This window comes from Bacillus sp. SLBN-46 (assembly GCF_031453555.1).
Lineage (GTDB): Bacteria > Bacillota > Bacilli > Bacillales > Cytobacillaceae > Neobacillus.
The window spans coordinates 4419099-4441861 of sequence record NZ_JAVIZM010000001.1; the positions used below are offsets into that span (position 1 = coordinate 4419099).

Below are 22763 nucleotides of genomic sequence, written 5' to 3' on the forward strand. Positions count from 1 at the left end.
GGAAACTTTATAAAAAGAGTGTACAATTGTAACGCATTTAGCATTTATTTAAACATCTCTTTAAGGGAGAATATTTAAACCAAGATTAATCATCCTTTAACAGAACCAATTAGCATTCCTTTAACAAAATACTTTTGCAGGAATGGATACACCAGCATAATAGGCAAGGTAGTTACAACCATTGTTGCTAGTTTTATAGATTGGGAGGTTACTGTTTTTGCTGCAATTCCTCCTGGTGCATTCACCATCATCTGATTTGAACTCGACTCTGCCACAACTTTGTAAAGGTAGGTTTGAATCGGCTGCAAGTCAGGATTATTTACGAAGATGACTCCTGCGAAATAATCATTCCATTGGTAAACTCCATGGAATAACGCAATGGTTGCAATAACTGGCATAGACAAAGGGATAATCACCTTAAGGAAGATCATAAAGTCATTCGCGCCATCAATTTTTGCTGCTTCTTCCAAAGAGGCAGGGAGCTCTCTAAAGAAGGAAACAAATATGATTAGATCAAAGAAGTTAAACATAGCTGGAATAATATAAACTAAGAAATTATCATATAAACCTAAATCTCTGATTAGCAGGAAATAGGGAATTAACCCTCCGCTAAAGAACATCGTTATAACTCCAATAAACATATATATATTTCTGCCTATTAACTCTTTTCTAGAAAACGCATAGGCTACCATTGCTGTAAAAAACACATGAATGGCTGTTCCGATTACCGTTTTAGCAACCGTGACCCCAAATGATGTTACAATCCCTGGATTAGCAAATACCGCTTTATAATTTTCAATGGTAAATTCCCTTGGCCACCAATAAATGCCGCCCTTCATGGCATCCATACCCTCATTAAAGGAATTGATAATGACATACCAGATGGGATAGATGGTGATGGCGCATATCAAGAGCATGAGAAGGATGTTGATATTGTCAAAAATATACTCTTTCTTCGTTCGTCTGTTTAATCTAAAAATCTTAAACATGCTTTCATCACCTCCTAGAATAGTGTGGTGCCATTTAATTTCTTTGTTACTCTATTAGCTGCAATCAGTAATATGAAAGCAATCACTGATTTTAACAATCCAACTGCAGTTGCGTATGAGTAACGTGCATTTTGAAGGCCCACTTTATAAACATAAGTATCTATTACATTACTAGCGCTTTCATTTAACGAGTTGCGAAGAACTAGAATTTGATCAAAATTGGAGTTAAGCACTCCACTTACAGCAAGTACAAAAAGAATGGTAATTGTAGGCTTTATTGATGGTAGGGTAATATGCCACATTTTTTGAAGACGACTAGCTCCATCAATCGTAGCGGACTCATATAGTTCTGGAGAAACTCCGGCAATGGCAGCTAAATAAATAATGGCCGACCATCCAAGTTCCTTCCAAATATCTGAAATGATTACTATGGACCAGAAATTATCCGGTTCTCCTAAATAGTTGACCCTTTCGGAAGTAAGTCCGAGGTTCATTAAAATATCGTTAATAAGACCAATGTCTGCTAGCCATGTTGTTAAGATTCCACCTAACACTACCCAAGATAAAAAGTGTGGTAAGTAGGTAATCGTTTGAACAGCCTTTTTTAACTTTAACGAAGTTAATTCGTTAAGCATCAGTGCAAAAATAATCGGAAGCGGGAAACCGATGATTAACTTAATAAAGCTAATGCCAAGGGTGTTCTTTAAAACAATCATAAAATTATCATCTTGTATAAATTCCTTAAATTGGTCTAGCCCAACCCATGGTGCTTCGGAAATAGGCCTAACAATATTGAATTCCTTGAAAGAGATGATCAAGCCATACATTGGAATATAATTAAAAATAATCATCCAAATAACACCGAGAATAGCCATAATGTGCAAATATTTCTGAGCAGCTATGGTTCTTAACACTTTTTTAAACTTTTCCTTTTTTGTCGGGGTGCTTATTAAGCCCTCAGGTACTGCTTGTTCTACTGGTTGATAATTTGTTTCCACGAGCTCACCACCTTAGATGTGTTTATATCTTTATAATAGATTGTAGAAGGCAAGATTTTAAGCTGGCATATTTTGATTAAGGTATCATAATTTTGGTTTTTGAAATGACATAAAAAAAACGATACCACCGCCATTGGTATCGTTTTCAAATATATTCGTCAATCTTGTTATTTGAAAGCTTGTTTTATCCAGCTTACAACCAACTCTGATAATTCTCTCTCTTTATCAATATAATTGTGGTTTGCTCCATCCAAAATTTTGTATTGGAAATCCGGACAATTGGTTGCTTTTGATTTAAGCAACAATAAATCCTCTTCTGGACTGTTAATATTCACTTCATCTGTATCTCCCATAAATGCTAAAATAGGAACTTTTATCTTGTCTAACTCTTCAAATCTATCAGGGTTTCTTAAAATCGGTAGATTATCCGCTGCACACCCATCGATTGAGAATTCCAAATATGTTTCCGAACTTACTTCGAACCAACCTTCGTGTAAGTAGCTTAAGATTTTATTTGGTTCGTTTTTCTTCAAATTATCTCTTGCTTCATTTATCATTTCTTTTCAAAATTGATCTTTAAGTTTTGTTAGACCTACCAAATCAGGAGGAGAAGCCAATATTAAGCCTACTATATTTTGGTTTTGTTCCTTTGAATTATAATAAATTGTTTTGTTTGCTCCCAAACTATGGCCCATTATTATAATCTTCTCATAACCAAGTTCTATAATTTTATTTACCCATAAATCTATATCATAAAGGCATTCGCTAAACTTTTCATATCTAGCACCAATTCTACTGTGGTTTCCTTGATTGTTTTTAATATCGTTAATATGACTATATCCACGATTATGCCCATAGAAAAAGCCATAACCATTGTTCGATAATTCACGTCCTAAAGTATGGGCGAAGTAATTTTCTATAATATTTCCTGATGTGCCGTGAATAAACAACACACAAGTTCCCATCGTTTTTTCTTCCCAATGAATACCTTGAAGACGTAATCCGTCTTTTGTCCAATCGTAAATAAAATCTATATTTGACATAAAAAGACCTCCGAAATACTTTTATTGAACCCCAACTAGCTAACTAGCGTAGGGCCTCCTCAATACTTGATAATTCAAGAGGACTAAATTCGAGATTTTTTAATGCTGCAACATTCTCTTCAATTTGACTAACCTTACTGGCTCCAATTAAGGCCGAAGTTATTTTTCGGTCCCTAAGTACCCAGGCAAGAGCCATTTGTGCAAGCGATTGACCCCGATTTTTTGCGACGTTGTTAAGTTTTTGAACCTTCCTTACAACCTCCTCGGTTACATCACTCTTCTTTAAAAAAGAATTTGTTTTTGACGCACGAGAATCCTCAGGTATTCCATTAACATATTTAGTAGTGAGTAACCCCTGAGCAAGTGGTACAAAAGCAATAGAACCTACTTGTTTTTCCTGAAGCAAGTCAATTAAACCGTCCTCAACCCACCTGTTAAATAATGAATACGCAGGTTGATGTATTAAAAGAGGCGTGCCAAGCTCTTTCAAAATCTCAATTGCTTTCTTTGTCTCTTCAACCCCATAATTGGAAATTCCCACATAAAGTGCTTTTCCCTGTCTTACTGTGTGATCCAAGGCAAACATTGTTTCTTCAAGAGGCGTTTCTGGATCTGGTCTATGATGGTAGAATATATCAACATATTCAAGTCCCATTCGCTTTAGGCTCTGGTCAAGACTAGAAACCAGGTATTTCCTTGAACCCCAGTCACCATATGGTCCAGGCCACATCCCATATCCAGCCTTTGTCGAAATAATCATCTCATCCCGATAACTTGAGAAATCCTTTTTAATAATGGATCCAAAATTTTCTTCCGCAGATCCTGCAGGAGGTCCGTAATTATTAGCCAAGTCAAAATGGGTTATGCCCAAATCAAAGGCTTTCCTTATGAGCTCTCTTCCATTTTCAAATACATCATCCCCACCAAAGTTATGCCACAATCCAAGAGAGATAGCTGGAAGTTTCAAACCTGAGTTTCCACAGCGGTTATAAATCATCTTGTTATATCGTTCTGTACTAGGCTGATATGTCATCACCCAAACCTCCATTTTATATTCCATCTATTATTAAACGCTAAGGGCGTTACCATTTTAGTGGGGAACCTGCTATTTCTTCCTCCCACATTTTCTCCAGTTCTTCTACCTTTTTCTGGTTAATCTGCTTCTCAACAGCCGAAACGTTAATGTTCAGCTGTTGAATATTTTTTACTCCTGGAATAACTGCAGATATTTCTTGAAAAGATAAGATAAATCGTAAAGCAGCCTGTGCCATGGATTCTTCTTGTTCAAGCACGCCCTTCACTCTTGGGAGAAGGGATGCTCTCTTGGTAAGCTGTTCAACATCCCAGCGACTTCGAATATCTGTAAATACGCTATCCTTATCATATTTGCCAGATAACCATCCCGAATCTAGTGGAACCTTAATGACCAGTCCCATCCCATTTTCTCCCGCCTGTTGGAAGGCCTTTTTAGGTTCCTGGTGAAAAATATTAAACATGACCTCAATTACTTCACTGTTGGTAGAACCCATTAACTCGAACATCTCTCTACTGGAATCAACAGAGGCACCATAAGCCCGAATTTTTCCCTCTTGCTTTAGCTTTTCCAATTCATCAAAATGACCTGTGTTCCCTTTCAAACACTCAAAGTCTGGGTTGTGCAGTAGAAGGGAATCCACATAATCGGTATTGAGTCTTTTTAAGCTTGACTCTAAAGTGGCACGAATGAACTTAGGGTCAAAATTGAGTGTACCATCAGAATGATGTCCGAATTTCGTATTTATTACCGCATGATTTCTTCTACCTGATAGTGCCTTACCGAGAAGTTTCTCACTATTTCCATGCCCATAATTAGGAGCGGTATCAAAGAAATTACACCCTCTATCAAGTGCTTCATGGACAAGTCTTATTGCTTTACTATCACTCATTTCTCCCCAATCTCGTTGATTCCCAAGCTGCCAGGCACCAAATCCGATTTCTGAAACCTTTATTCCCGTGCTGCCAAGCTGTCTATAATTCATTATCCTTTAACCGCCTTATCTATCCTATATCGGTGGGGTTCTAAATAGTTCTTTCTCGAATAATTTCTGCATAACGAAAACCACTGTCTTTAATAATTCTTTCTTGAGTTTCAAAGTCTACATAAGTGATACCAAATCGTTTTTCATACCCAAACGCCCATTCAAAATTATCAAGAAGAGACCATAAATAATAGCCTGCTATATTCATCCCTTCTTCATTTAACTCTGCAATGGCTTTAAGATGACGTTCAACATATTCCTTACGTTCCTCGTCATGTACTTTTTTGTCATCAGATAGCACGTCGTTAAAAGCTGCACCATTCTCCGTAATATAGATTGGAAGAGTAGTATATTCTTTACGAAGGCGATGGATTAACTCTTTAAATTCATCTGGACTTATATCCCACCCCATTGCCGTTTGGGAATAATCCGAATAAGAATTCTTAAAGAGAAAATCAGAGGCTCCATTGTATTCCACCAGACCTCGGCTATAAAAATTAATTCCAAAGAAATCACATGCCGTAGAAATAACTTCTAGATCTCCTTGATGGATAAAATCAAAAGAATGAACATATTTGGAAAATAAATTTAACATATCGACTGGATATGAGCCTTTTAAGACTGGGTCAAGGAACCAGCGATTTGAATATCCATCTGCATTATTAACAGCAAGCATATCATTGATGGAAGAACCATTAGAATACATTGGAGATAAATTTAAGGTAATTCCAATTGGAGTTTCGGACCCCATTTTTTTCTTTAGGAGATTTACGGCTTCTCCATGTGATAAGAGAATATGATGAACAGCTTTCAGCGCTTCCTCCATATTGGTATGACCTGGTGCGTGAATACCTTGATGGTAGCCAAGAAACCCAGCACACCATGGTTCATTGTGCGTAATCCACATATTAACTTTGTCATCCAGTTCTTCAAAGCATTTCTCTGCAAATTCTATAAACCATTTTACCGAATCACGGTTTGTCCAACCGCCTTGTTCATGTGCCCAAAGTGGGAGATCCCAGTGATAAAGTGTTACCGCAGGCTTGATTCCATTTTTATTCAATAGATTGATTAGCTTTTTGTAAAACTCCATCCCACCAGGATTGTATTTCCCTTGTTCCGGGTAAATTCTTGGCCACGCAATGGAAAATCTATAAGAATCCACTCCAAGTGTCTTTAATACTTCAATATCTTGCTCGTACAAATGGTAGTGATCACAAGCAATATCTCCATTTTCCATATTGACCACTTTTCCAGGTATCCTTGAAAAAGTATCCCAAATCGATAACCCTCTGCCATCCTCTTGGAAGGCTCCTTCAATCTGATAGGCCGATGTGGCACTACCGAAAATAAATTCTTTAGAAAATCTACTCATCGTTGTCACCTCTATAGTTATCTATCTAATTTCTGAAAAACTTTAATATAGTCAATCTCCATTTTCTGAGGAAAACAGGTTGAATGATCTGGATTTCCGGGCCACTTCCCACCGACAGCCAGATTAACCTGCAAGTAAAACGCTCTATCAAACGGAGCAAATCCGGAGTGTTCAGTGCCGGTTTCTTTATGATTGCTGAACCATTTGGTTTGCGTGGCATATAAAACGCCGTCAACATACCATCGAAATTCACCTGGTTCCCAATCCATTGTGAAGATGTGAAAACCCTCAGAGAATTTTTTATTGTCTGGCAATCTATAATTTTCCCCTGTGTAAGTGTGGGGCATTCCGTAATGGAGTGTTCCATAAACGGTACCAGGCTGATGACCAATGAGTTCCATAATGTCAATTTCTCCACATGCAGGCCAGCCTGAATAAAGCTCCATATCCTCTGGCATCATCCAAATGGCTGGCCATATTCCCTGACCTTCGGGAAGTTTTGCTTTGATTTCAAATCGACCATATTTCCAGCTTGCTTTTCCTTTAGTCGTTAGTTTTGCAGATGTGTAATTCATTCCTTCATATTTCTCTTCTTTTGCCTCTAAAATTAATATTCCATTTTCAATCCTTGCATTTTCTTCACGAGCCGTGTAATACTGTAATTCGTCATTGCCAAATCCCCAGCCGCCCTCTGTATAATTCCAATTAGCTTCTTCGATCTTTGTACCAGTGAACCTTTCCTCCCAAACTAGGTTCCATTCGTCTGACTGGAGTTCTATACCTGAAAGCGCACTCATTTCTTTGTTAAGAAGAAAATTTTCCTTTTTAGATTCCAAAATTAGGTTTCCCCTTTCTATCTAATGCTCGTTAAACGGACCTTTTAATAGGTTCTTTTTTCATTTTACCTTTGCCGTTTCAATTTCTTCAGACTTATAATTTTGTTTAGGGTACCAAAATTTCGGGGGGGACCTATCCTCTATTAATGATTCAGGCAAGGAAATTAGTAAAAGGCAACGACCCAAATAAGGGTCAGTTGCCTTCTTAGTTATTCCACCGAAATTTTCAAAACATCATCCAAGTATTTCGTTATATTATATCCATAAATATCCAGTCTTTTGGGAATCACTTTTTCACCACTGTTATTACTCTCTAACTCCATGTTTTGAACTGTAATGAAGTAACGGGGCTGCTCGATTTCTTGGTATGGGACAGACGTTGTCTTATCGTATTCCACTCCATTTTTATCAACAAGCACTCCTTCAGTATTCATCTCCATTGAGCTAATATCATTTTCACCCTCATCCACAATATTGAATTGAAGCGACTCAAATGCTCGATTCTCGATTTCATGATTGCTTATGACAACTTTGGTTGGCTGACCAACTTCCACCTTGTCGATGGAAATTGTACTACCTGCATATTCAAAGGTTTGAGGATATTCCTTGGAAGCATCCAGTTCGATACTTTTTGGATCTTGAACAGTTAAATAAATAGCGCCGAATTTAACGTTAACCTCTTTTGGTTTTTCCCGAAAGAGAGGGTCAAAGTTGGTTTGAAAAGTACTCCAATTCATGTCTTGTTGTTTATCTAAATAAGAGCCTCCATACAGATCAGCTTTCGCTTTCTTATTGTTTACTTCAAGATAGTCAAAATTGAGAACATCTATCCGTTTTTCGGACTGGTCATTAGGAATACTATAATGCAGAATTGTCGCTGTTGGAGCAATGGTTAGTTTATCAATTCGAACCGGGATTCCCTCGACTTCTGTTTTTTCATCCACTACATATTCGACGGATGGTTGTTTTGTTATAGGGATCTCGAAGTTCCACTCCCCTGTTTCATATCCCATTTCCTCGTAAGCAATATAACCATTCTGATTAGGGGAATTAGGTTTCAATTTCAAGAGCTTTGTGATTTTTAGTTTGATTTTGCCATTTTCCTTGGAGAGTGGCAGCAGACTAATCTTTCCGTGATACACGTTCTTTTCTTCGTTATTTACATCGGATTCAAGGTTAGGAGGATTGTTCCTTAGATTTGCTTCTCGGCTCATGATGTCATAATCATTCTCCACCAAAACCCCATCCTGGTTATTCATCACATATTGATTGTCTCCATCTGTATCTTCTATTTCATAAAAAACAATTGTTTGAACATCATCAGCAATCGCACCAATGATCTTAACTTTCACCCCATTGCTTTCCGCTTCCAAGTTCAGTCTTTCACCCAGGCCCTGTTGAAGATACGCACGCAACTCCGGGTCTTTTTCTGTCCATGAATAATAGAGGCTGGCAAATGCCCCTGTAAAATATTCTATCCCCATTAACAATGCGAAAACACTTGCAAAAACAAGCCCCATTCTTTTGCGTTTCTCATTCTTCCGTTGTCTGTGCTTTTCCACTTCTGCCAGCCTATCTTTGACGTTCTCCATGAAACCAGATGGCACATGGAAATCCTCCATCTTTTCAGAAAGATTTAACATGGTTAACATGACATCCTGAAAGGAAGCCAAATCCTCCTGACAATTTTGGCAATGATAAAGATGTTTCTCTAAATCAATCTTTTTCGTCCGATCCATGGTTCTTTCAAGGTAATCCAAGTAATTCATATGATATTCTTTACAGCCATTAAAGGTTGACCCGTACCCCATTACTTTTCTAAGTGACCGGATTCCGGAAAACAAATACTCTTTCATCTTTTCCTCTGAAATTTGGAGAAGATGTGCCGCTTCCTCCTTAGAGATTCCTTTTATATATGTAAGTACCATCGCATCTTTCTCGTACTCTTTCAATTGATCAAGTGCTTTAAATAAATCCTGACGTGGTTCACTTTCCTCTGAAGCTAGTAAACTACTATTATCAGAAAGCTCTCGGCAGGTATGTATGAAAATGGATGTAACCGACATTTCTAAAGATGTTTCATTTTTATTTTGACGCATCTCCTTATGGACTTTTATAATGGTCCGGTAAAAAAGCTCTTCCATTTGTTGCTGACTTCTAAGATAGGACCAACCAAGTGCATAGAACGATTGTAAATGTTGATTGAACCAATCTACGATGGAATCTATTTTTGCTGGGATCATCTATGTGTTCCCCCCTTTAACATTCTTTTTAGCTTTCATCTGACTTAACCACTTCTACATCAACTCTAGTAAGTTGATTTAAATTAAAGTCTTTTAAATTATACAACATTTACCAACAGATACCTTTATCTATCTCGCAATAAAAAGACAGACCAAAATTTTGTTATTTGGTCTGTCAATTCAATATTAATTAATCATTTCATTTCTCTTAGAAAAGAATATTAACGAAATTGGGGTTAGTTCTACTAGAACGCACCAAAGTTATCAAGCAATTCACGCACTTCATCTGTTGATTTCGTGTTCATCAATTGATTTCTTAATCCACCAGCTCCAGGGAATCCTTTGACATAGATCTTAAAAAAGCGATGAAGAGCCGTGAAACGCCGTAGCTCTAAATGCGAATATTTATCATGAAGATCCATATGCAGTCTTAAGAGATCAAGCATTTCCTGGCTGCTATGAGCTTTCGGCTCCTTTTCAAAGGCAAATGGATTATGGAAAATACCACGGCCAATCATAACCCCATCGATACCATATTGATTGGCGAGCTTCAAGCCAGTTTGACGGTCAGGAATATCCCCATTGATCGTCAAAAGGGTATCTGGTGCTACCTCGTCACGAAGTTTTTTAATCTCCGGGATTAGCTCCCAATGAGCATCTACTTTGCTCATTTCATCCCGTGTACGAAGATGAATGGAAAGATTGACAATGTCTTGTTCCAATATGTGTTTTAGCCAGACCTTCCATTCGTCTACATCTGAGAAACCAAGCCTTGTCTTTACACTTACGGGCAATCCTCCCGCTTTTGCTGCTTGTATTAATTCTGCTGCAACTTCTGGGCGGCAGATCAGGCCACTACCCTTCCCGTTCTGTACCACATTGGGTACAGGACAACCCATATTGATATCCAAACCCTTAAAGCCCAGTTCCGCCATACCAATACTCATTTGCCGAAAGTTTTCAGGCTTGTCCCCCCATATATGAGCGACAATTGGCTGTTCATCCTCTGTAAAAGTCAAACGCCCGCGCACACTTTTGATCCCATCTGGGTGACAATAACTCTCACTGTTTGTAAACTCTGTAAAAAACACATCAGGTCTAGCTGCCTCACTCACTACATGACGAAAAACAACATCCGTCACTTCTTCCATGGGTGCCAGTATAAAAAAAGGTCGTGGTAAATCACGCCAAAAATTATCTTTCATATTCAAATTCAAATCCTCTCATTATGGGATATTTGTCCAAAACCTTGTCCCAAAATTAAAGAGCAGATTGTCCCTGCTTCCTTTACACTTATACCATGTTTAAGTACTTTTTATCAAACAGATCGGTACTGTATATTTTCACCAAATCGGGGTAGCAAGACACCTTTTATTAAAAAACTGGTTATACAAACAGAAAGAGCGGCATAGCCGCTCCTCCATTTATTTTATTCTTTATTAGGAAAATACCGACGAAAACATCGAGAAATAACCGACGATAATCATTAACGAAAAGACTGTTGCCCATATCGCATTTTGTTTCACACTTTTCTTCAAAAAAAATGCAATAATAAAGATAATGAGATTAGGTGCAGCGCCAAAAAGCGCAAACAGAAGTATGTTATAGGTTAACTCACCAGCGCTCTCGGTTCCAGTACGACCACCTAAACCCATCGCTCCTACAAAATACATTATGGCATGGTAAAAAATTAAAGCAATGTTGATACCTAGATACATTAAAAATACTTTCAAATCAAGCCCCTCCATAATATAAACATTATCTTACAGAGGGACTTGTCCCTCTCGTGTTTATTTAAAATGTTGATAGAAATTCAACATTATATGGCATTAAAGTCTACTGCGGAATCTTGTGTATAATCTAATTCCGGTATATCACGACCTACACGCACAGCTGCTCCGAACCATACCGCTTCACTTAGAGGGTCACTATTTATACTATAATTATAGATTAAATCATCACAGTCGTCACTTTTTGCATCACTATGAGGGATGGCAATGTGTGGACTGTAATTGACAATACACGAGATGCTGGCGGATTTATTCATTCTCCACTGGAAGTTCAACCGTAAATGGTTTTAAATCCTTTGATGGGACAAAGCTTGAAAAATCAAATAGTAACATTGTATTTTCCAGCTTAAAATTCTCAATCCTTTCTTCTCCGTTTAAGTCAAAAGTAGATTGGAAATGTGCTGTTTCCTTATCAATCATTTTTACTTTATTAAACGGAATACCATGGTTTTTAGGTGGCCATGCATTTTCCGGGTCGATCTTGGTTAAATATTCCTTATCAACCAACCAGAAAAGGTACTCCAAATTATGGTTAATTGTTTCAAGTTTACCTTTACTCAAATTCTTCGGAAGCCCTGTAAGTTGATAATCTATTACCAATTTCTCACCTTTTTGAGTGACATCATTTACCTGCAGGCCTAAATTGAACCGTGTGCTTTTTAATGTAAATGTTTTTTTGTCCAAAAGCTGTTGCACTTTTGGATCTGCTGCAGATAACCGAGGATAGAAGGTAAGTGAAGTAATATCTGAATTGAGCTTAGTCATTTCTCTTCTCGTAGTACTATGATATCCATCTTCTTGTTTCGATTCCTCGAGATAGGTTGGGTTTTCAAACCTATACACTTTCCCTTTATTATCAACAGCTTTTTGTATATAAATATCATCACCTTTGTATTTCTCCACGGTCTCATAAATAAGCGAAGAGGATGCTTTTGCAGTAAGTATCTCTTTAATACTGATTTTTACTTCGTCTTCCGGATATCCTTGCTCCTTGTTAATAGCAAGTGTACGATTTTTTTCTTGTTTAATTGGAATATCAAAATTCCATTCTCCTTTTATCCCGTTAATATTATGAATCGTTATAGGAAGGGTAGAATTCTCCTTGAATGATTTATAGGGATAATTCATTTTCCATTGAAAATTATATCCATTCTCTACTTTCTTAATGTCATTTGACTTTCCATTTAGCCAAGGGTCATGATCCCCTTTATTGTGTTCGAAGTTCATATCAAAGCTTACTTCTCCCTTTTCGTTATGCCCTTTTTCAACATCTTCATCTACAAATCCTGTAATGGATACCACACTGCCATCAAAGTAAGCGCTGGTCAATTTTACAGTTACCCCATTTTTGGTAAGTGATTGATTTAATTCCGTTACTGCATCCTGATTAGCTAATTCCACGCCTGTTCTATCATTAAATTCTTGAAAAATCCCGCCTATTAATGGAGTTTTAGCTAATACTCTATTCATTGTAGGATTAACAAATCCTGAGGCAATGGTGATTCCAAGAAGAGCAGCAGCAGTCGCCACACCCACAAGACCCTTCTTTTTCTTTGCCTTTCCCCTATTACCTTCCTTGTTTATCCCTTTGGAGATGGCGCTAAATACTTTTTCTTTGGGCACAGGTATTTGCTCTATTGCTGTTTTGAATTCCTTGTTATCCATGGCATTTGTCCTCCTCATTTTTATAGGACTTTTTTAACTCTGCTTTCCCTCTACTTAAATATGTTTTTACGGTGCTCTCTGGAATTTCCATGACACTGCTAATCACTTTAATAGAGTAATCATAATAGTAAAATAAGATAATCGCAGTACGATAATTCTCTCTCAGCTGCTGAATTGCATTTATCAGCTGTAAAGATTCTTCAATGTTTGAATCTGCCTGACCCGGCAGGTTCGACAATATCTCATCACTCAACGGAACAACATTGCTTTTTCTCTTTAGGACATGTCCCGAACATCGTATGACAATCCTTGTGAGCCAGGTCATAAAATACTCCGGATTTTTTAACGAATGGATAGATGTAAAGGCCTGATAGGTTGCTTCTTGGACAACATCCAACGCATCTTCTTCGTTATGTACATAAAGATAGGCAGTACGGTAGATTCTTTCATAATGTTGTTGAATTAACTTTTCAAAGGCGCTTTTATTACCTTTGATTGCTTTCTTAACTAGCCGGTGGCTTTCTATTTCCATCTTTTTCGCCCCCCCTTTACTAATTAGTGGAATCTATACTCAAGAAAAGTTTCAAAAAGTTAAAGTTTTTATTTTTCTAAGGAAAAGCATAACATGGAACTAAAATCCGAAGTTCAAAAAAATAAGCAGAAACCTGATTCGGCTTCTGCTTATTTTAATACTATTTTCGCAAAATCGATCTTAGTTAGATATTCCTTATCAACCAACCAGAAACTTATTTCAAATTATTTAAACATGGTTGCTTGAAGGAATTCTTTTGTACGTTGCTCCTTTGGATGATCAAAGAATTCATTTGGCCGATTTCTTTCGATAATTCTACCATCGTCCATGAGGACAATCCAATCAGCAACCTCACGAGCGAAGCCCATTTCATGGGTAACCACTACCATGGTCATTCCTTCATCGGCTAACTCCTTCATGGTTGCCAATACCTCACCAACTAGCTGCGGATCAAGGGCAGATGTCGGTTCATCAAAAAGCATAATATCCGGCTTCATGGCCAGCGACCTGGCAATTGCCACACGCTGCTTTTGACCGCCTGACAACTTGCTAGGATAAACATTGGCCTTATCCACAAGACCCACCTTTTGTAGCAACTCGTTTGCTTCAGCAATGGCCTGGTCTTTTGGGATTTTCTTTACCATGATGGGTGCTTCAATGACATTTTCAAGGACGGTTTTATGTGGGAATAGATTAAAGTGCTGGAAAACCATCCCCACCGTTTGACGGACATTGTTAATATTGTGGGTTTCCGGGCTAATCTTTTCCCCGCGGATTGAAATTTTCCCACCTCCCCTTTTTTCTAAAAAGTTAAGGCATCTTAGTAGAGTACTTTTACCAGAGCCAGATGCTCCGACCAAGCAGACAACTTCACTTTCATACACGGACATGTTTATATCTTTTAATACATGTAAACTGCCATAAGATTTATGTAAGTTTTCTATTTTTATCATTTCTCGATCATTCACTTTATCGTCCTCCTATCGATCACTAACTGCTAATCTCTTTTCGAACAGGCTCACCAGCATAGTTAATACTGCAACAAGTACTAGATAATAAACGGCTACTATTAACAAGTAGGTCATTTCATCGAAATTATTGGAACCCAGTGTCGTCGAAACATTGAACAGTTCATTCATGGAAATAAAGGCTGCCAGAGATGAATCCTTAAGTCCAATAATAAATTGGTTTCCAAGGGGAGGCAGTGCCCTCTTGAAAGCCTGTGGAAGAATGATCCGGCGCATGGCTAGTATTCTGGTCATGCCGAGAGAGCGGGCCGCTTCCATTTGCCCTTTATCAATGGACTGAATCGTCCCCCGAAAAATTTCTGCAATATAGGCACCGTTATGGAAGGCGAGTGCAAGAGCCGCTGCCCAAAAGTCAGGAATGAGGAAAATTCCGCTGAAGCCAAAATACAGAATGAAAATCTGGACAATGAGTGGAGTTCCCCTTACAAGAAATACATAGGCATTTGAAATATACTCCAATACTTTAATCCTTGATATTTTTAAAAGAGCAAAAAATAATCCGAATAAAATCCCAATTAAAATGGAGACAACCGTAAGCTTTAACGTCAACAGCGCCGCATCTATGAAAAGGTTTTTACTACTGACAAACGTATGTAAAAAGTGAGAAAAACTAGGCAAAATAACAACATCCTTTCTTTCTAATAATCAATCTATTATTCTGGTTTTTTCGTAATATCCTCACCAAAATACTTTTGACTGATTCGGGATAGTGTTCCATTGTTACGAAGTCTTTGAAGTGCGTCATTAATCCGCTTGAGCAGGATTGGATTATCCTTCGGAACAACAATAGCCTGCTCGCTTCGCTCAATTAACTGCTGCCCCTGAATTTTGAATCCTTCCTTTTTGGCACTTTTACCAGTGACAAAATCGGTAATAACGGCGTCATGCCGGCCAATACTTAGCGCTTTTAATGCCGTAATATCACTGTCATACATTTTAATATTGCTGGTATACTTTTTGGCTGTATCCGCATAGGTGGAGCCCTTTGCTACGGCAACTTCTTTTCCTTTTAAGTCATCTACTGTTTTAATCTTGCTGTCAGGTCTTGTGAAGATCTGTGGACCTGAGTAATAGTAGGGTGTGGAAAAATCAACTTGTTTGGCGCGTTGGGGGTTAATGGTGTGGCTGGCGACGGCTGCATCTGCCCGTCCCGTTTTAATGCCCTCAATGAGTCCTTTGAATTTCATCCTCTTCTGGACTGGTTCAAGGCCCAGCTCTTTTCCTACTGCGTTTCCTACCTCAATATCGAAACCAGTCATCGATAAATCTTCATTCCTAACATAGCTAAAGGGCTTAAATTCTCCTGAAGCTGCAAAAATAAATTTCTGCTTATCTATCAGCTTTGTTCCATCTGCCAGCTGGTCCTTTTGGATACAGCCAGTCAGTATCCCCATCAGAAATAAGCACGATAGAATAATTATGTATCGTTTTTCCATGCTTGATTTTTCTCCTCTCTCGTTCAAGCTTTACCGCAAGTTTCCCGATCATTGATGAAAAGGACTGCTCTTCTGCTTCTGAAGCAGAAAAGCAGTCCCATGTTTTCATTCACGAAGCTCGAAAGTTTTGCAAGCTGTTTCTTCCACAGTATCAGCCTTTCTGCTGCCGTGTGAACCTATCACATAAATGGAGTCAGCCACACATTGGTCGCCATCAGCCCAATACTTGCAGTTTTTAACATTACATTTCACATCCAATTTCATATTGTGCCACCCCCTCTATAAGGTTTTCTTTTTTAATACCCCCTTCAAAATTGGTTGAAACAAGATTTTTTCATCGATGCTGTTGCCACTGCCCAAGTAATTCGCCGTTAAAGTGGTTCAATTCGTTGATAAACTTGTAAATTCGCTGATAAACTTGAAAAAATCGCTGATAAAACAGATTCACAAACTAATAAGGTATCGTTTTGCACCTTATTAGTTTGTGAATCGGAGTTCAAACGTGTTTAATAACAACATTTTTTACGAAAACAGCCAAAAAAAAGACTATTTCTTTCTGAAATAGTCTCTCTGAATTATTTAAATACAAATTGTACGGTGTGCATCTATATTTTACAAAATCGGCTGGAATTTGTTATTAGCCTTTTTCCTATTCCCATTTAAACACTAAACTGGCTAACACAAATCCACCTAATAACCAACATCCTAATACAAGAGTTTCCGTTCCCAATTGAAGAAAAGGGGTTCCAAGATTCATCGTCTCCCGCAAGGCAGAACTTAAATGAGCAATAGGCAGTACCTTAACAATGGGTTGAATAATATCTGGCATATTACTAATCGGAAAGAACACACCTCCAAGAAACAGCATGGGAAACGTAACAAATCCTGCGATTGGCCCAGCACTTTCAGGATTTTTCGCAATCCCTGCAATAATAAAACCAAGTGACATAAATGCAAGGGTGCCAAGGACAATGAAGAAGATCAAAGAAAGCCAAGAGCCTACGACATTAATACCGAATACTAAATTAGCAATTAGGACGACCAATAGAGCTTGAGTTCCATTAAGTAATAAACGAGCTGTGATTTGAGCAGCGATGAAGGTGGATGCTTTGAGTCTCGTTCCTTGCATTCTCCGCAAGATCCCTCTTTCCCGCCAGGCAGCAATTTGTCCAGCAACACCATTCATGTTATTGCTCATAATCATCATAGCAACGATTCCTGGGACGAGGAAATCGACATAACGAATATTTCGGGCTTCTATGCCTATTTTTTCAACCGTCACTAAAGGTTTGTAGCCAACAAGTGCTTTACTATATTGATCAATGATGCCATTTACAACGGTCAGGCCGAGTTCCGAGGTGGTGAGATTTTTCTCATTATAATAAACCGGAAGGGAAAAGGGGTGTTCCTTGTCCTTCAAGTTTGCTTCATACCCTTTTGGAATTTCAATAAGAAGCTGGATTTCTCCATTTCTCAAGGCTTGTTTTCCATTTTGAACTTTTCCATAACTTATGGTATTTAGTCCCTCGTACTTGTCAAACAGTTTCTTTAGATCCTCCGAGGAACTTGTTTGTTCCAAGTCGATTACCCCTACGGTTAACGATAGATTATCCTCCTTACCTGCAAAGGAACCAAGAGCTAGCATTAAGATAATCGGAAAGAGTAAGGTAAAGAATAAAACCTGTTTATTGCGAGCAAAGATTCTTAATTGTGCAAGAGTTAACTGCCAGTAAGCTCTCATGACTCTCTGATACTCCTTCCTGTCATATGAATAAAAACATCCTCTAATGTTGCTAAACGTGTTTGTAAATCCTCAATTTTAAATAGATGTTCCGTAGAGGCCTGAATTAAGGATGTTAAAGCTGTTTGTAAATCATCTGTATATAACTGGATAAAAGTATCTTTTATAGACACATCTTTAACACCATTTAAATTCAAAAGTAACTCTTTTTCAGGCGGATTGCTTAAATGAAACTCTATTGTGCTTGTTGATTGGAGTTTCTTCACTAGATTGTCTGGCGTATCAAGAGCAATCAATTCTCCTTGATCCATTATCCCGATGCGGTCACAGAGTACATGAGCTTCATCCATATAATGAGTGGAGAGGATAACTGTTTTTCCGCGATCTTTTAAACGTAGTACAATGTCCCACAAGGTTCTTCTTGCTTGTGGATCGAGTCCAGTCGTTGGTTCATCGAGAAACACAATTTCCGGGTCATGTATAAGAGCTAAGGCAATAGCAAGACGCTGCTTTTGTCCGCCGGAAAGTCCTTTAATACGGGCATTTTTCTTCTCTGTTAAAAGCATTTCATCAATTAATTCATCGATGTTTACGTGGCTCGGATAGAAACTTCCGTACAATTGCAGAATTTCATTTACTTTCAATAATTCAAATAAAGAAGTGGACTGAAGTTGAACTCCGATGACCTCTTTGACTTTGTTCACTTCCTTTTTCACATCAAAGCCTGCGAGTGCAGCGGTTCCTTCATCTGGCTTTCTAAGACCTACTAACATTTCAATCGTGGTTGTTTTTCCAGCACCATTTGGTCCAAGGAGACCAAAAACCTCTCCTTTTTCCACCTGAAAGGATACCCCGTTAACCGCTGTGTGAGAGCCGTATCGTTTTAATAGACTTTTTACGTCTACCATTATGTTTTTAAGCATAGCAAGCCTCCTAAGAACATTTATGTAATCCTTATATTGGAATTTAAGAATTCAAAAAAAGAAACAGCCATTTGAAGCTGTTTCTTTCTCAATTATACGCGATGATGGTCTGCACGCCAATTCCGAACAGCCTTTTTAATGTCATCTGGTGAAAGGTTCTCATGAACAGTTCGCTCAACTAAATCTACGAATTCTTCGTCAGCCGTAAATCTTAGTGCAATCACTTGCTTCAACGTTAGCTTAGAGTCTAATAGCTTCCCAGTTAAACGATAGTAGCGAAAATTTTCCTCCGTACGAATGATTCGGTCCTGTAGCTGCAGGGCATATCCTCTTAGTTTAACTGTCACAAAGACAAACAACAACGCGAAGCCTAACACAATTCCACTTAGCAACAGCTGACTTCTTACATGTTGAAAGAAAAACACAATCGATAAAATGAGCATAATAAGTCCAAGCAAAGCTGTCCCAAAATGATAAAGCGGGTCAACTTTTCTGTGATTTTTATAGTTTTGGTTCATTGTGGGGAAAACCTCCTTTTTATTAAGTTTACCATCACTCATTCTATTCCTAAATGATTTTCCTTATGCCTTTAATGATTAGTTTAACGATAGCCACTACTTCTAGGAAATCGCAGGCAGGGCTTCTTTTGTTACCGTGATGAACAATTAGAACACAACCAATTCTTTCATTTTTTGTTGAACTATTCCCACATAGGAAAACCTCATATCATACATCCTAGTTCGGTTGTATAATATACTTTTATCCTATTTTGATTCGCCCAAGTTAATATAATTCTATAATCTCATTTAATTAAGAAGGGCAGACTTCAATTTACAAAAAAATAACTTCAAGATAGAAAAAGCAGCCAAATTCTAGTAAGATATTCACATGTGACATTTAGATAAGGGGTTAAAAAAATGAGCGTATTAAACGTAAAAAATTTAAGCCACGGTTTCGGTGATCGTGCGATTTTTAATGATGTGTCTTTCCGACTTTTAAAAGGAGAGCACGTTGGACTTGTTGGGGCAAATGGTGAGGGTAAGTCTACTTTCATGAATATTGTTACTGGGAAGTTGCAACCTGACGAGGGGAAAGTGGAGTGGTCACGAAAAGTTCGTGTAGGTTATTTAGATCAGCATGCTGTACTTCAAAAAGGTACTACGATGCGTGAAGCTTTGAGTACTGCTTTTCAATATCTATTTGATGCTGAAGCAGAAATCAATGACCTTTATGCAAAAATGGGTGATGAAGGTGCTGATATCGATGCATTACTAGCAGAAGTTGGAGAACTACAAGAAACTTTAGATAGTAATGATTTCTATCAAATTAATTCAAAAGTTGAGGAAGTTGCTCGTGGTCTAGGATTAGACGATGTTGGACTTGATCGAGATGTAGATGATCTTAGCGGTGGGCAACGTACCAAAGTTTTGCTTGCTAAGCTATTGCTAGAAAAACCTGAAATCCTATTACTAGACGAGCCTACGAACTATTTGGATGAACAGCATATCGAATGGTTGAAGCGCTATTTACAGGAATATGAGAATGCATTTATCTTGATTTCACATGATATTCCATTCTTGAACAATGTTGTTAACTTGATCTATCACATGGAAAACCAAGAGTTGAATCGCTATGTTGGTGACTATGATAACTTCTTAAATATTTATGAAATGAAGAAGCAACAGCTAGAGTCTGCTTACAAGCGTCAACAACAAGAAATTGCTAATTTGAAGGATTTCGTTGCTCGTAACAAGGCAAGTGTTGCGACTCGTAATATGGCGATGTCTCGTCAAAAGAAGCTCGACAAAATGGATGTTATTGAATTGGGGAAAGAGAAGCCGAAACCAGAGTTTAACTTCAAAGAAGCTCGTGCAACTAGTCGTTATATTTTCACGGCTGAAGATCTTGTTATTGGTTACAATGAACCACTTTCTCGCCCGCTGAATTTGAAAATGGAACGCGGACAAAAAATTGCATTCGTAGGTGCAAACGGTATCGGTAAGTCTACTCTTCTAAAAAGTATTCTTGGGTTGATTAATCCGATTTCTGGTAAAGTGGAACGTGGTGAGTATCAACACATTGGTTACTTCGAGCAGGAAGTTAAACAGTCTAACTACAATACTTGTATTGAAGAGATTTGGAGCGAGTTCCCAAGTTTGAATCAGGCTGAAGTTCGTGCTGCTCTTGCAAAATGTGGATTAACGACGAAACATATTGAAAGTAAAATCGAAGTCCTTTCTGGTGGCGAAAAAGCCAAAGTTCGATTGTGTAAAATTTTAAACACAGAAACGAATGTATTAATTCTAGACGAACCTACCAATCACTTGGATGTAGATGCAAAAGAAGAATTAAAGCGTGCTTTAAAGGCATATCGCGGAAGTATCTTAATGGTATCCCACGAACCTGATTTCTATCGTGAAATTGCGACTGATATTTGGAACTGTGAAGATTGGACTACGAAAGTGTTTTAATAAAGATTAAGGGGTACCCAATGAGTTTTGGGTACCCCTTTTTATTAATATTTTTAAAAATCACTTCAATAAAAAATTGTTAATTCTCCTGTCTAACCTAGCTATTCAAGCTTCCTTTTAACCAGACGCGGGGACGGTATGGACCTACAGGGATTTGTATAAGGCACGTTTTTTCTTTCGAATTGACTCCGTAAAGGTCATCACTTTGGTTCGAGTCGAATCCTAATAGTGGGTGTCCTCCCATCTCTAGGGCACACGCTGTCAAGAGCAGCCTTTGCACGAGTATACCAGCTTCCATCTGTTGAATTCTGTATCCTCTATAGCCCAGTTCCTTTTTGAGGTGGTCCTTGTCTCCAACAACATGTAGACAGAGCGGAACCTGAAACAGATTTACATTAGGCACTGTTAGAGAATTTTGCATATACTCCCGTAAATCCCCCTTAGATATTCTCCGAAGTGCATGAGTACTTTTGTCATAGACGTAAGCACCATCTTGAACACCTTCCACGTTATAAAAAGTGCCATACAAATTTAAACCAGTCCCAAGCTTCCCCTGTGTATTGTAAAGGTCTTTTTGATATGAAAATGAAAAAGTCTCATGTAACAAAGTGGATACTTTTGTTTGACTGATTTTCCCTAGCATAAAATCAATATCTGGAGAGTGCCGCTCTCTGCAAACGGATGCCAGATCGTAAGAAATTGCCTCCGGAAATGGCAGTATGGTTATCTCTGTACCTAATGCATTGTTAAGAGGATCATCTTGTTTTATGTTCACAAATGAATGTGTTGTTTCGAACATCGAGGCTTTATTGATCTCTTTCAGCTTTGGGTAATCAATGACTCTCTTTGAACGGTTATATGTTACATGCTTCAGCATTGGAACTTCCCGGGACAATTCCGTTGCAGAAATAGAAATATTTTTTTCTATATTAAATTGGTCAACATTATAAATAGATAATGGGATCACAGCATATACACTTTCATCTTGTTCAGATAGCCCAAGCAAATGATTGATAGAACGATCTAGAAATTGGTAACATACCCGTGTTGAGAACCCCATCTTACCCGCCACTTCTAACGATTGCCCAATTACTACGCCTGTATCTAACCCTTGTAACCTGTAAGAGAAATTATTGTATTTATAAAAATTTTTTCCAAAAACCGTCGATACAAAAACAGTACAAAAACAATCTGAAAGATTATAACGATTTCCAAGACTTCTGGATAGATAGGAATCATAGTTGCCTTCACGCAGCAATAAAAGGCGATGGTGTGCAACATCGTAGTGGTATACTCCCTCAGGTACATCCTCCAACTTTAAGTACACATATAATTCATTGGGATACAATGCTCCGCCAGAGGGAACAAATCTGCGAAACAACTGGGCGTAGCTTACAGCAGCTTTTTCCTCGTTGCCTCCAATAAAAGCAGCTTGAGAGTATCGAGTAAGACCATATACATACCATAAGTAATGACCAAACTCCTCCAAGCTGGGTATTGAATTAGCTTCTCTTCCTTTGAGAGTTAACGGTACATCTGCGGTAAGTGGAATCTCTGGTAAGCCACGGTACAGTTTATAGGGAAGTGGTGCGTCTTCCCAATCCGGTTGCCAATCCGGCGGAAGAAGTTTATCAGTGTCAAAATGCAGATTGTATAGGAATGTATCTAGTTCCAA

24 protein-coding genes are annotated in these 22763 nt (G+C 38.1%); 1 reads left to right on the forward strand and 23 read right to left on the reverse strand.

Annotated features, from left to right (window positions below):
* Positions 1-89: 89 nt before the first annotated feature.
* The 22 genes from QFZ87_RS22530 to QFZ87_RS22635 form a co-directional block, all read right to left on the reverse strand.
* Positions 90-989 carry a carbohydrate ABC transporter permease gene (locus QFZ87_RS22530; protein ID WP_396133945.1) on the reverse strand — a complete coding sequence of 300 codons (900 nt, stop codon included), beginning with the start codon at positions 987-989 and terminating at the stop codon, positions 90-92.
* A gap of 14 nt (positions 990-1003) precedes the next feature.
* Positions 1004-1903 carry an ABC transporter permease gene (locus QFZ87_RS22535; protein WP_396133985.1) on the reverse strand — a complete coding sequence of 300 codons (900 nt, stop codon included), beginning with the start codon at positions 1901-1903 and terminating at the stop codon, positions 1004-1006.
* Positions 1904-2154: 251 nt separating this feature from the next.
* Positions 2155-2520, reverse strand: coding sequence for an alpha/beta fold hydrolase (locus tag QFZ87_RS22540; protein WP_309866498.1), 366 nt, complete (start codon positions 2518-2520; stop codon positions 2155-2157).
* Positions 2521-2550: 30 nt separating this feature from the next.
* The gene (locus QFZ87_RS22545; protein WP_309866501.1) at positions 2551-3030 is read right to left on the reverse strand and encodes an alpha/beta hydrolase; all 480 of its coding nucleotides are present in this window, start codon (positions 3028-3030) and stop codon (positions 2551-2553) included.
* Positions 3031-3073: 43 nt separating this feature from the next.
* Complete coding sequence (gene mgrA, locus QFZ87_RS22550) at positions 3074-4063, reverse strand: L-glyceraldehyde 3-phosphate reductase (protein WP_309866504.1); 990 nt, start codon at positions 4061-4063, stop codon at positions 3074-3076.
* Positions 4064-4112: 49 nt separating this feature from the next.
* Positions 4113-5048, reverse strand: a complete 936-nt coding sequence (locus QFZ87_RS22555) for an aldo/keto reductase (RefSeq protein WP_309866507.1) — start codon at positions 5046-5048, stop codon at positions 4113-4115.
* Between the two features lie 40 nt (positions 5049-5088).
* The gene (locus QFZ87_RS22560; RefSeq protein WP_309866511.1) at positions 5089-6423 is read right to left on the reverse strand and encodes a GH1 family beta-glucosidase; all 1335 of its coding nucleotides are present in this window, start codon (positions 6421-6423) and stop codon (positions 5089-5091) included.
* A gap of 17 nt (positions 6424-6440) precedes the next feature.
* Complete coding sequence (locus QFZ87_RS22565; RefSeq protein ID WP_309866514.1) at positions 6441-7220, reverse strand: glycoside hydrolase family 16 protein; 780 nt, start codon at positions 7218-7220, stop codon at positions 6441-6443.
* Positions 7221-7468: 248 nt separating this feature from the next.
* Positions 7469-9502: a DUF4179 domain-containing protein gene (locus QFZ87_RS22570; protein ID WP_309866517.1), complete on the reverse strand. Its 2034-nt coding sequence runs from the start codon at positions 9500-9502 to the stop codon at positions 7469-7471.
* A gap of 245 nt (positions 9503-9747) precedes the next feature.
* On the reverse strand, positions 9748-10707 hold the full coding sequence (locus QFZ87_RS22575; RefSeq protein WP_309868054.1) for a tRNA dihydrouridine synthase: 960 nt from the start codon (positions 10705-10707) through the stop codon (positions 9748-9750).
* A 234-nt stretch (positions 10708-10941) separates the two neighbouring features.
* Positions 10942-11235 (reverse strand): hypothetical protein, encoded by a 294-nt coding sequence (locus QFZ87_RS22580; protein WP_309866519.1) that lies wholly within the window; start codon positions 11233-11235, stop codon positions 10942-10944.
* Positions 11236-11321: 86 nt separating this feature from the next.
* A complete protein-coding gene (locus QFZ87_RS22585) occupies positions 11322-11549 on the reverse strand; it encodes a hypothetical protein (protein ID WP_309866522.1) in 228 nt (75 codons plus the stop codon).
* Positions 11542-12957, reverse strand: coding sequence for a DUF4179 domain-containing protein (locus QFZ87_RS22590; protein ID WP_309866525.1), 1416 nt, complete (start codon positions 12955-12957; stop codon positions 11542-11544). The genes QFZ87_RS22585 and QFZ87_RS22590 overlap by 8 nt, the downstream gene beginning before the upstream one ends.
* Positions 12950-13489: a sigma-70 family RNA polymerase sigma factor gene (locus QFZ87_RS22595; protein WP_309866527.1), complete on the reverse strand. Its 540-nt coding sequence runs from the start codon at positions 13487-13489 to the stop codon at positions 12950-12952. Before QFZ87_RS22595 ends, QFZ87_RS22590 begins: the two co-directional genes overlap by 8 nt.
* A 224-nt stretch (positions 13490-13713) precedes the next feature.
* Entirely contained in the window at positions 13714-14442 is a 729-nt protein-coding gene (locus QFZ87_RS22600; protein WP_396133986.1) for an amino acid ABC transporter ATP-binding protein, read from the reverse strand.
* Between the two features lie 27 nt (positions 14443-14469).
* Positions 14470-15135, reverse strand: coding sequence for an amino acid ABC transporter permease (locus tag QFZ87_RS22605; RefSeq protein WP_309866533.1), 666 nt, complete (start codon positions 15133-15135; stop codon positions 14470-14472).
* A gap of 35 nt (positions 15136-15170) precedes the next feature.
* Entirely contained in the window at positions 15171-15911 is a 741-nt protein-coding gene (locus QFZ87_RS22610; protein WP_309866535.1) for a transporter substrate-binding domain-containing protein, read from the reverse strand.
* The gene (locus QFZ87_RS22615) at positions 15847-16062 is read right to left on the reverse strand and encodes a hypothetical protein (RefSeq protein ID WP_309866538.1); all 216 of its coding nucleotides are present in this window, start codon (positions 16060-16062) and stop codon (positions 15847-15849) included. The genes QFZ87_RS22610 and QFZ87_RS22615 overlap by 65 nt, the downstream gene beginning before the upstream one ends.
* Positions 16059-16217: a DUF1540 domain-containing protein gene (locus QFZ87_RS22620; RefSeq protein WP_309866541.1), complete on the reverse strand. Its 159-nt coding sequence runs from the start codon at positions 16215-16217 to the stop codon at positions 16059-16061. The genes QFZ87_RS22615 and QFZ87_RS22620 overlap by 4 nt, the downstream gene beginning before the upstream one ends.
* A gap of 385 nt (positions 16218-16602) precedes the next feature.
* The gene (locus QFZ87_RS22625; RefSeq protein ID WP_309866543.1) at positions 16603-17694 is read right to left on the reverse strand and encodes an ABC transporter permease; all 1092 of its coding nucleotides are present in this window, start codon (positions 17692-17694) and stop codon (positions 16603-16605) included.
* On the reverse strand, positions 17691-18617 hold the full coding sequence (locus tag QFZ87_RS22630) for an ABC transporter ATP-binding protein (RefSeq protein WP_309866546.1): 927 nt from the start codon (positions 18615-18617) through the stop codon (positions 17691-17693). Before QFZ87_RS22630 ends, QFZ87_RS22625 begins: the two co-directional genes overlap by 4 nt.
* Positions 18618-18709: 92 nt before the next feature.
* Positions 18710-19135: a DUF6526 family protein gene (locus tag QFZ87_RS22635; RefSeq protein ID WP_309866549.1), complete on the reverse strand. Its 426-nt coding sequence runs from the start codon at positions 19133-19135 to the stop codon at positions 18710-18712.
* A 399-nt stretch (positions 19136-19534) separates the two neighbouring features.
* On the opposite strand from QFZ87_RS22635, the gene QFZ87_RS22640 reads away from it, so the two are divergent.
* Complete coding sequence (locus tag QFZ87_RS22640; RefSeq protein ID WP_309866552.1) at positions 19535-21088, forward strand: ABC-F family ATP-binding cassette domain-containing protein; 1554 nt, start codon at positions 19535-19537, stop codon at positions 21086-21088.
* Positions 21089-21185: 97 nt separating this feature from the next.
* On the opposite strand, the gene QFZ87_RS22645 is transcribed toward QFZ87_RS22640, so the two are convergent.
* The gene (locus QFZ87_RS22645) at positions 21186-22763 is read right to left on the reverse strand and encodes a SagB family peptide dehydrogenase (RefSeq protein ID WP_309866554.1); all 1578 of its coding nucleotides are present in this window, start codon (positions 22761-22763) and stop codon (positions 21186-21188) included.

Bases quoted from the DNA above. Each gene is read 5' to 3' on its own strand.
- QFZ87_RS22530 (WP_396133945.1), bottom strand. From the start codon at position 989: ATGTTTAAGATTTTTAGATTAAACAGACGAACGAAGAAAGAGTATATT.
- QFZ87_RS22545 (WP_309866501.1), bottom strand. From the start codon at position 3,030: ATGTCAAATATAGATTTTATTTACGATTGGACAAAAGACGGATTACGT.
- mgrA (WP_309866504.1), bottom strand. From the start codon at position 4,063: ATGACATATCAGCCTAGTACAGAACGATATAACAAGATGATTTATAAC.
- QFZ87_RS22555 (WP_309866507.1), bottom strand. From the start codon at position 5,048: ATGAATTATAGACAGCTTGGCAGCACGGGAATAAAGGTTTCAGAAATC.
- QFZ87_RS22560 (WP_309866511.1), bottom strand. From the start codon at position 6,423: ATGAGTAGATTTTCTAAAGAATTTATTTTCGGTAGTGCCACATCGGCC.
- QFZ87_RS22565 (WP_309866514.1), bottom strand. From the start codon at position 7,220: ATGAGTGCGCTTTCAGGTATAGAACTCCAGTCAGACGAATGGAACCTA.
- QFZ87_RS22570 (WP_309866517.1), bottom strand. From the start codon at position 9,502: ATGATCCCAGCAAAAATAGATTCCATCGTAGATTGGTTCAATCAACAT.
- QFZ87_RS22575 (WP_309868054.1), bottom strand. From the start codon at position 10,707: ATGAAAGATAATTTTTGGCGTGATTTACCACGACCTTTTTTTATACTG.
- QFZ87_RS22585 (WP_309866522.1), bottom strand. From the start codon at position 11,549: ATGAATAAATCCGCCAGCATCTCGTGTATTGTCAATTACAGTCCACAC.
- QFZ87_RS22590 (WP_309866525.1), bottom strand. From the start codon at position 12,957: ATGGATAACAAGGAATTCAAAACAGCAATAGAGCAAATACCTGTGCCC.
- QFZ87_RS22595 (WP_309866527.1), bottom strand. From the start codon at position 13,489: ATGGAAATAGAAAGCCACCGGCTAGTTAAGAAAGCAATCAAAGGTAAT.
- QFZ87_RS22600 (WP_396133986.1), bottom strand. From the start codon at position 14,442: ATGATAAAAATAGAAAACTTACATAAATCTTATGGCAGTTTACATGTA.
- QFZ87_RS22610 (WP_309866535.1), bottom strand. From the start codon at position 15,911: ATGGGGATACTGACTGGCTGTATCCAAAAGGACCAGCTGGCAGATGGA.
- QFZ87_RS22615 (WP_309866538.1), bottom strand. From the start codon at position 16,062: ATGAAAACATGGGACTGCTTTTCTGCTTCAGAAGCAGAAGAGCAGTCC.
- QFZ87_RS22620 (WP_309866541.1), bottom strand. From the start codon at position 16,217: ATGAAATTGGATGTGAAATGTAATGTTAAAAACTGCAAGTATTGGGCT.
- QFZ87_RS22625 (WP_309866543.1), bottom strand. From the start codon at position 17,694: ATGAGAGCTTACTGGCAGTTAACTCTTGCACAATTAAGAATCTTTGCT.
- QFZ87_RS22630 (WP_309866546.1), bottom strand. From the start codon at position 18,617: ATGCTTAAAAACATAATGGTAGACGTAAAAAGTCTATTAAAACGATAC.
- QFZ87_RS22635 (WP_309866549.1), bottom strand. From the start codon at position 19,135: ATGAACCAAAACTATAAAAATCACAGAAAAGTTGACCCGCTTTATCAT.
- QFZ87_RS22640 (WP_309866552.1), top strand. From the start codon at position 19,535: ATGAGCGTATTAAACGTAAAAAATTTAAGCCACGGTTTCGGTGATCGT.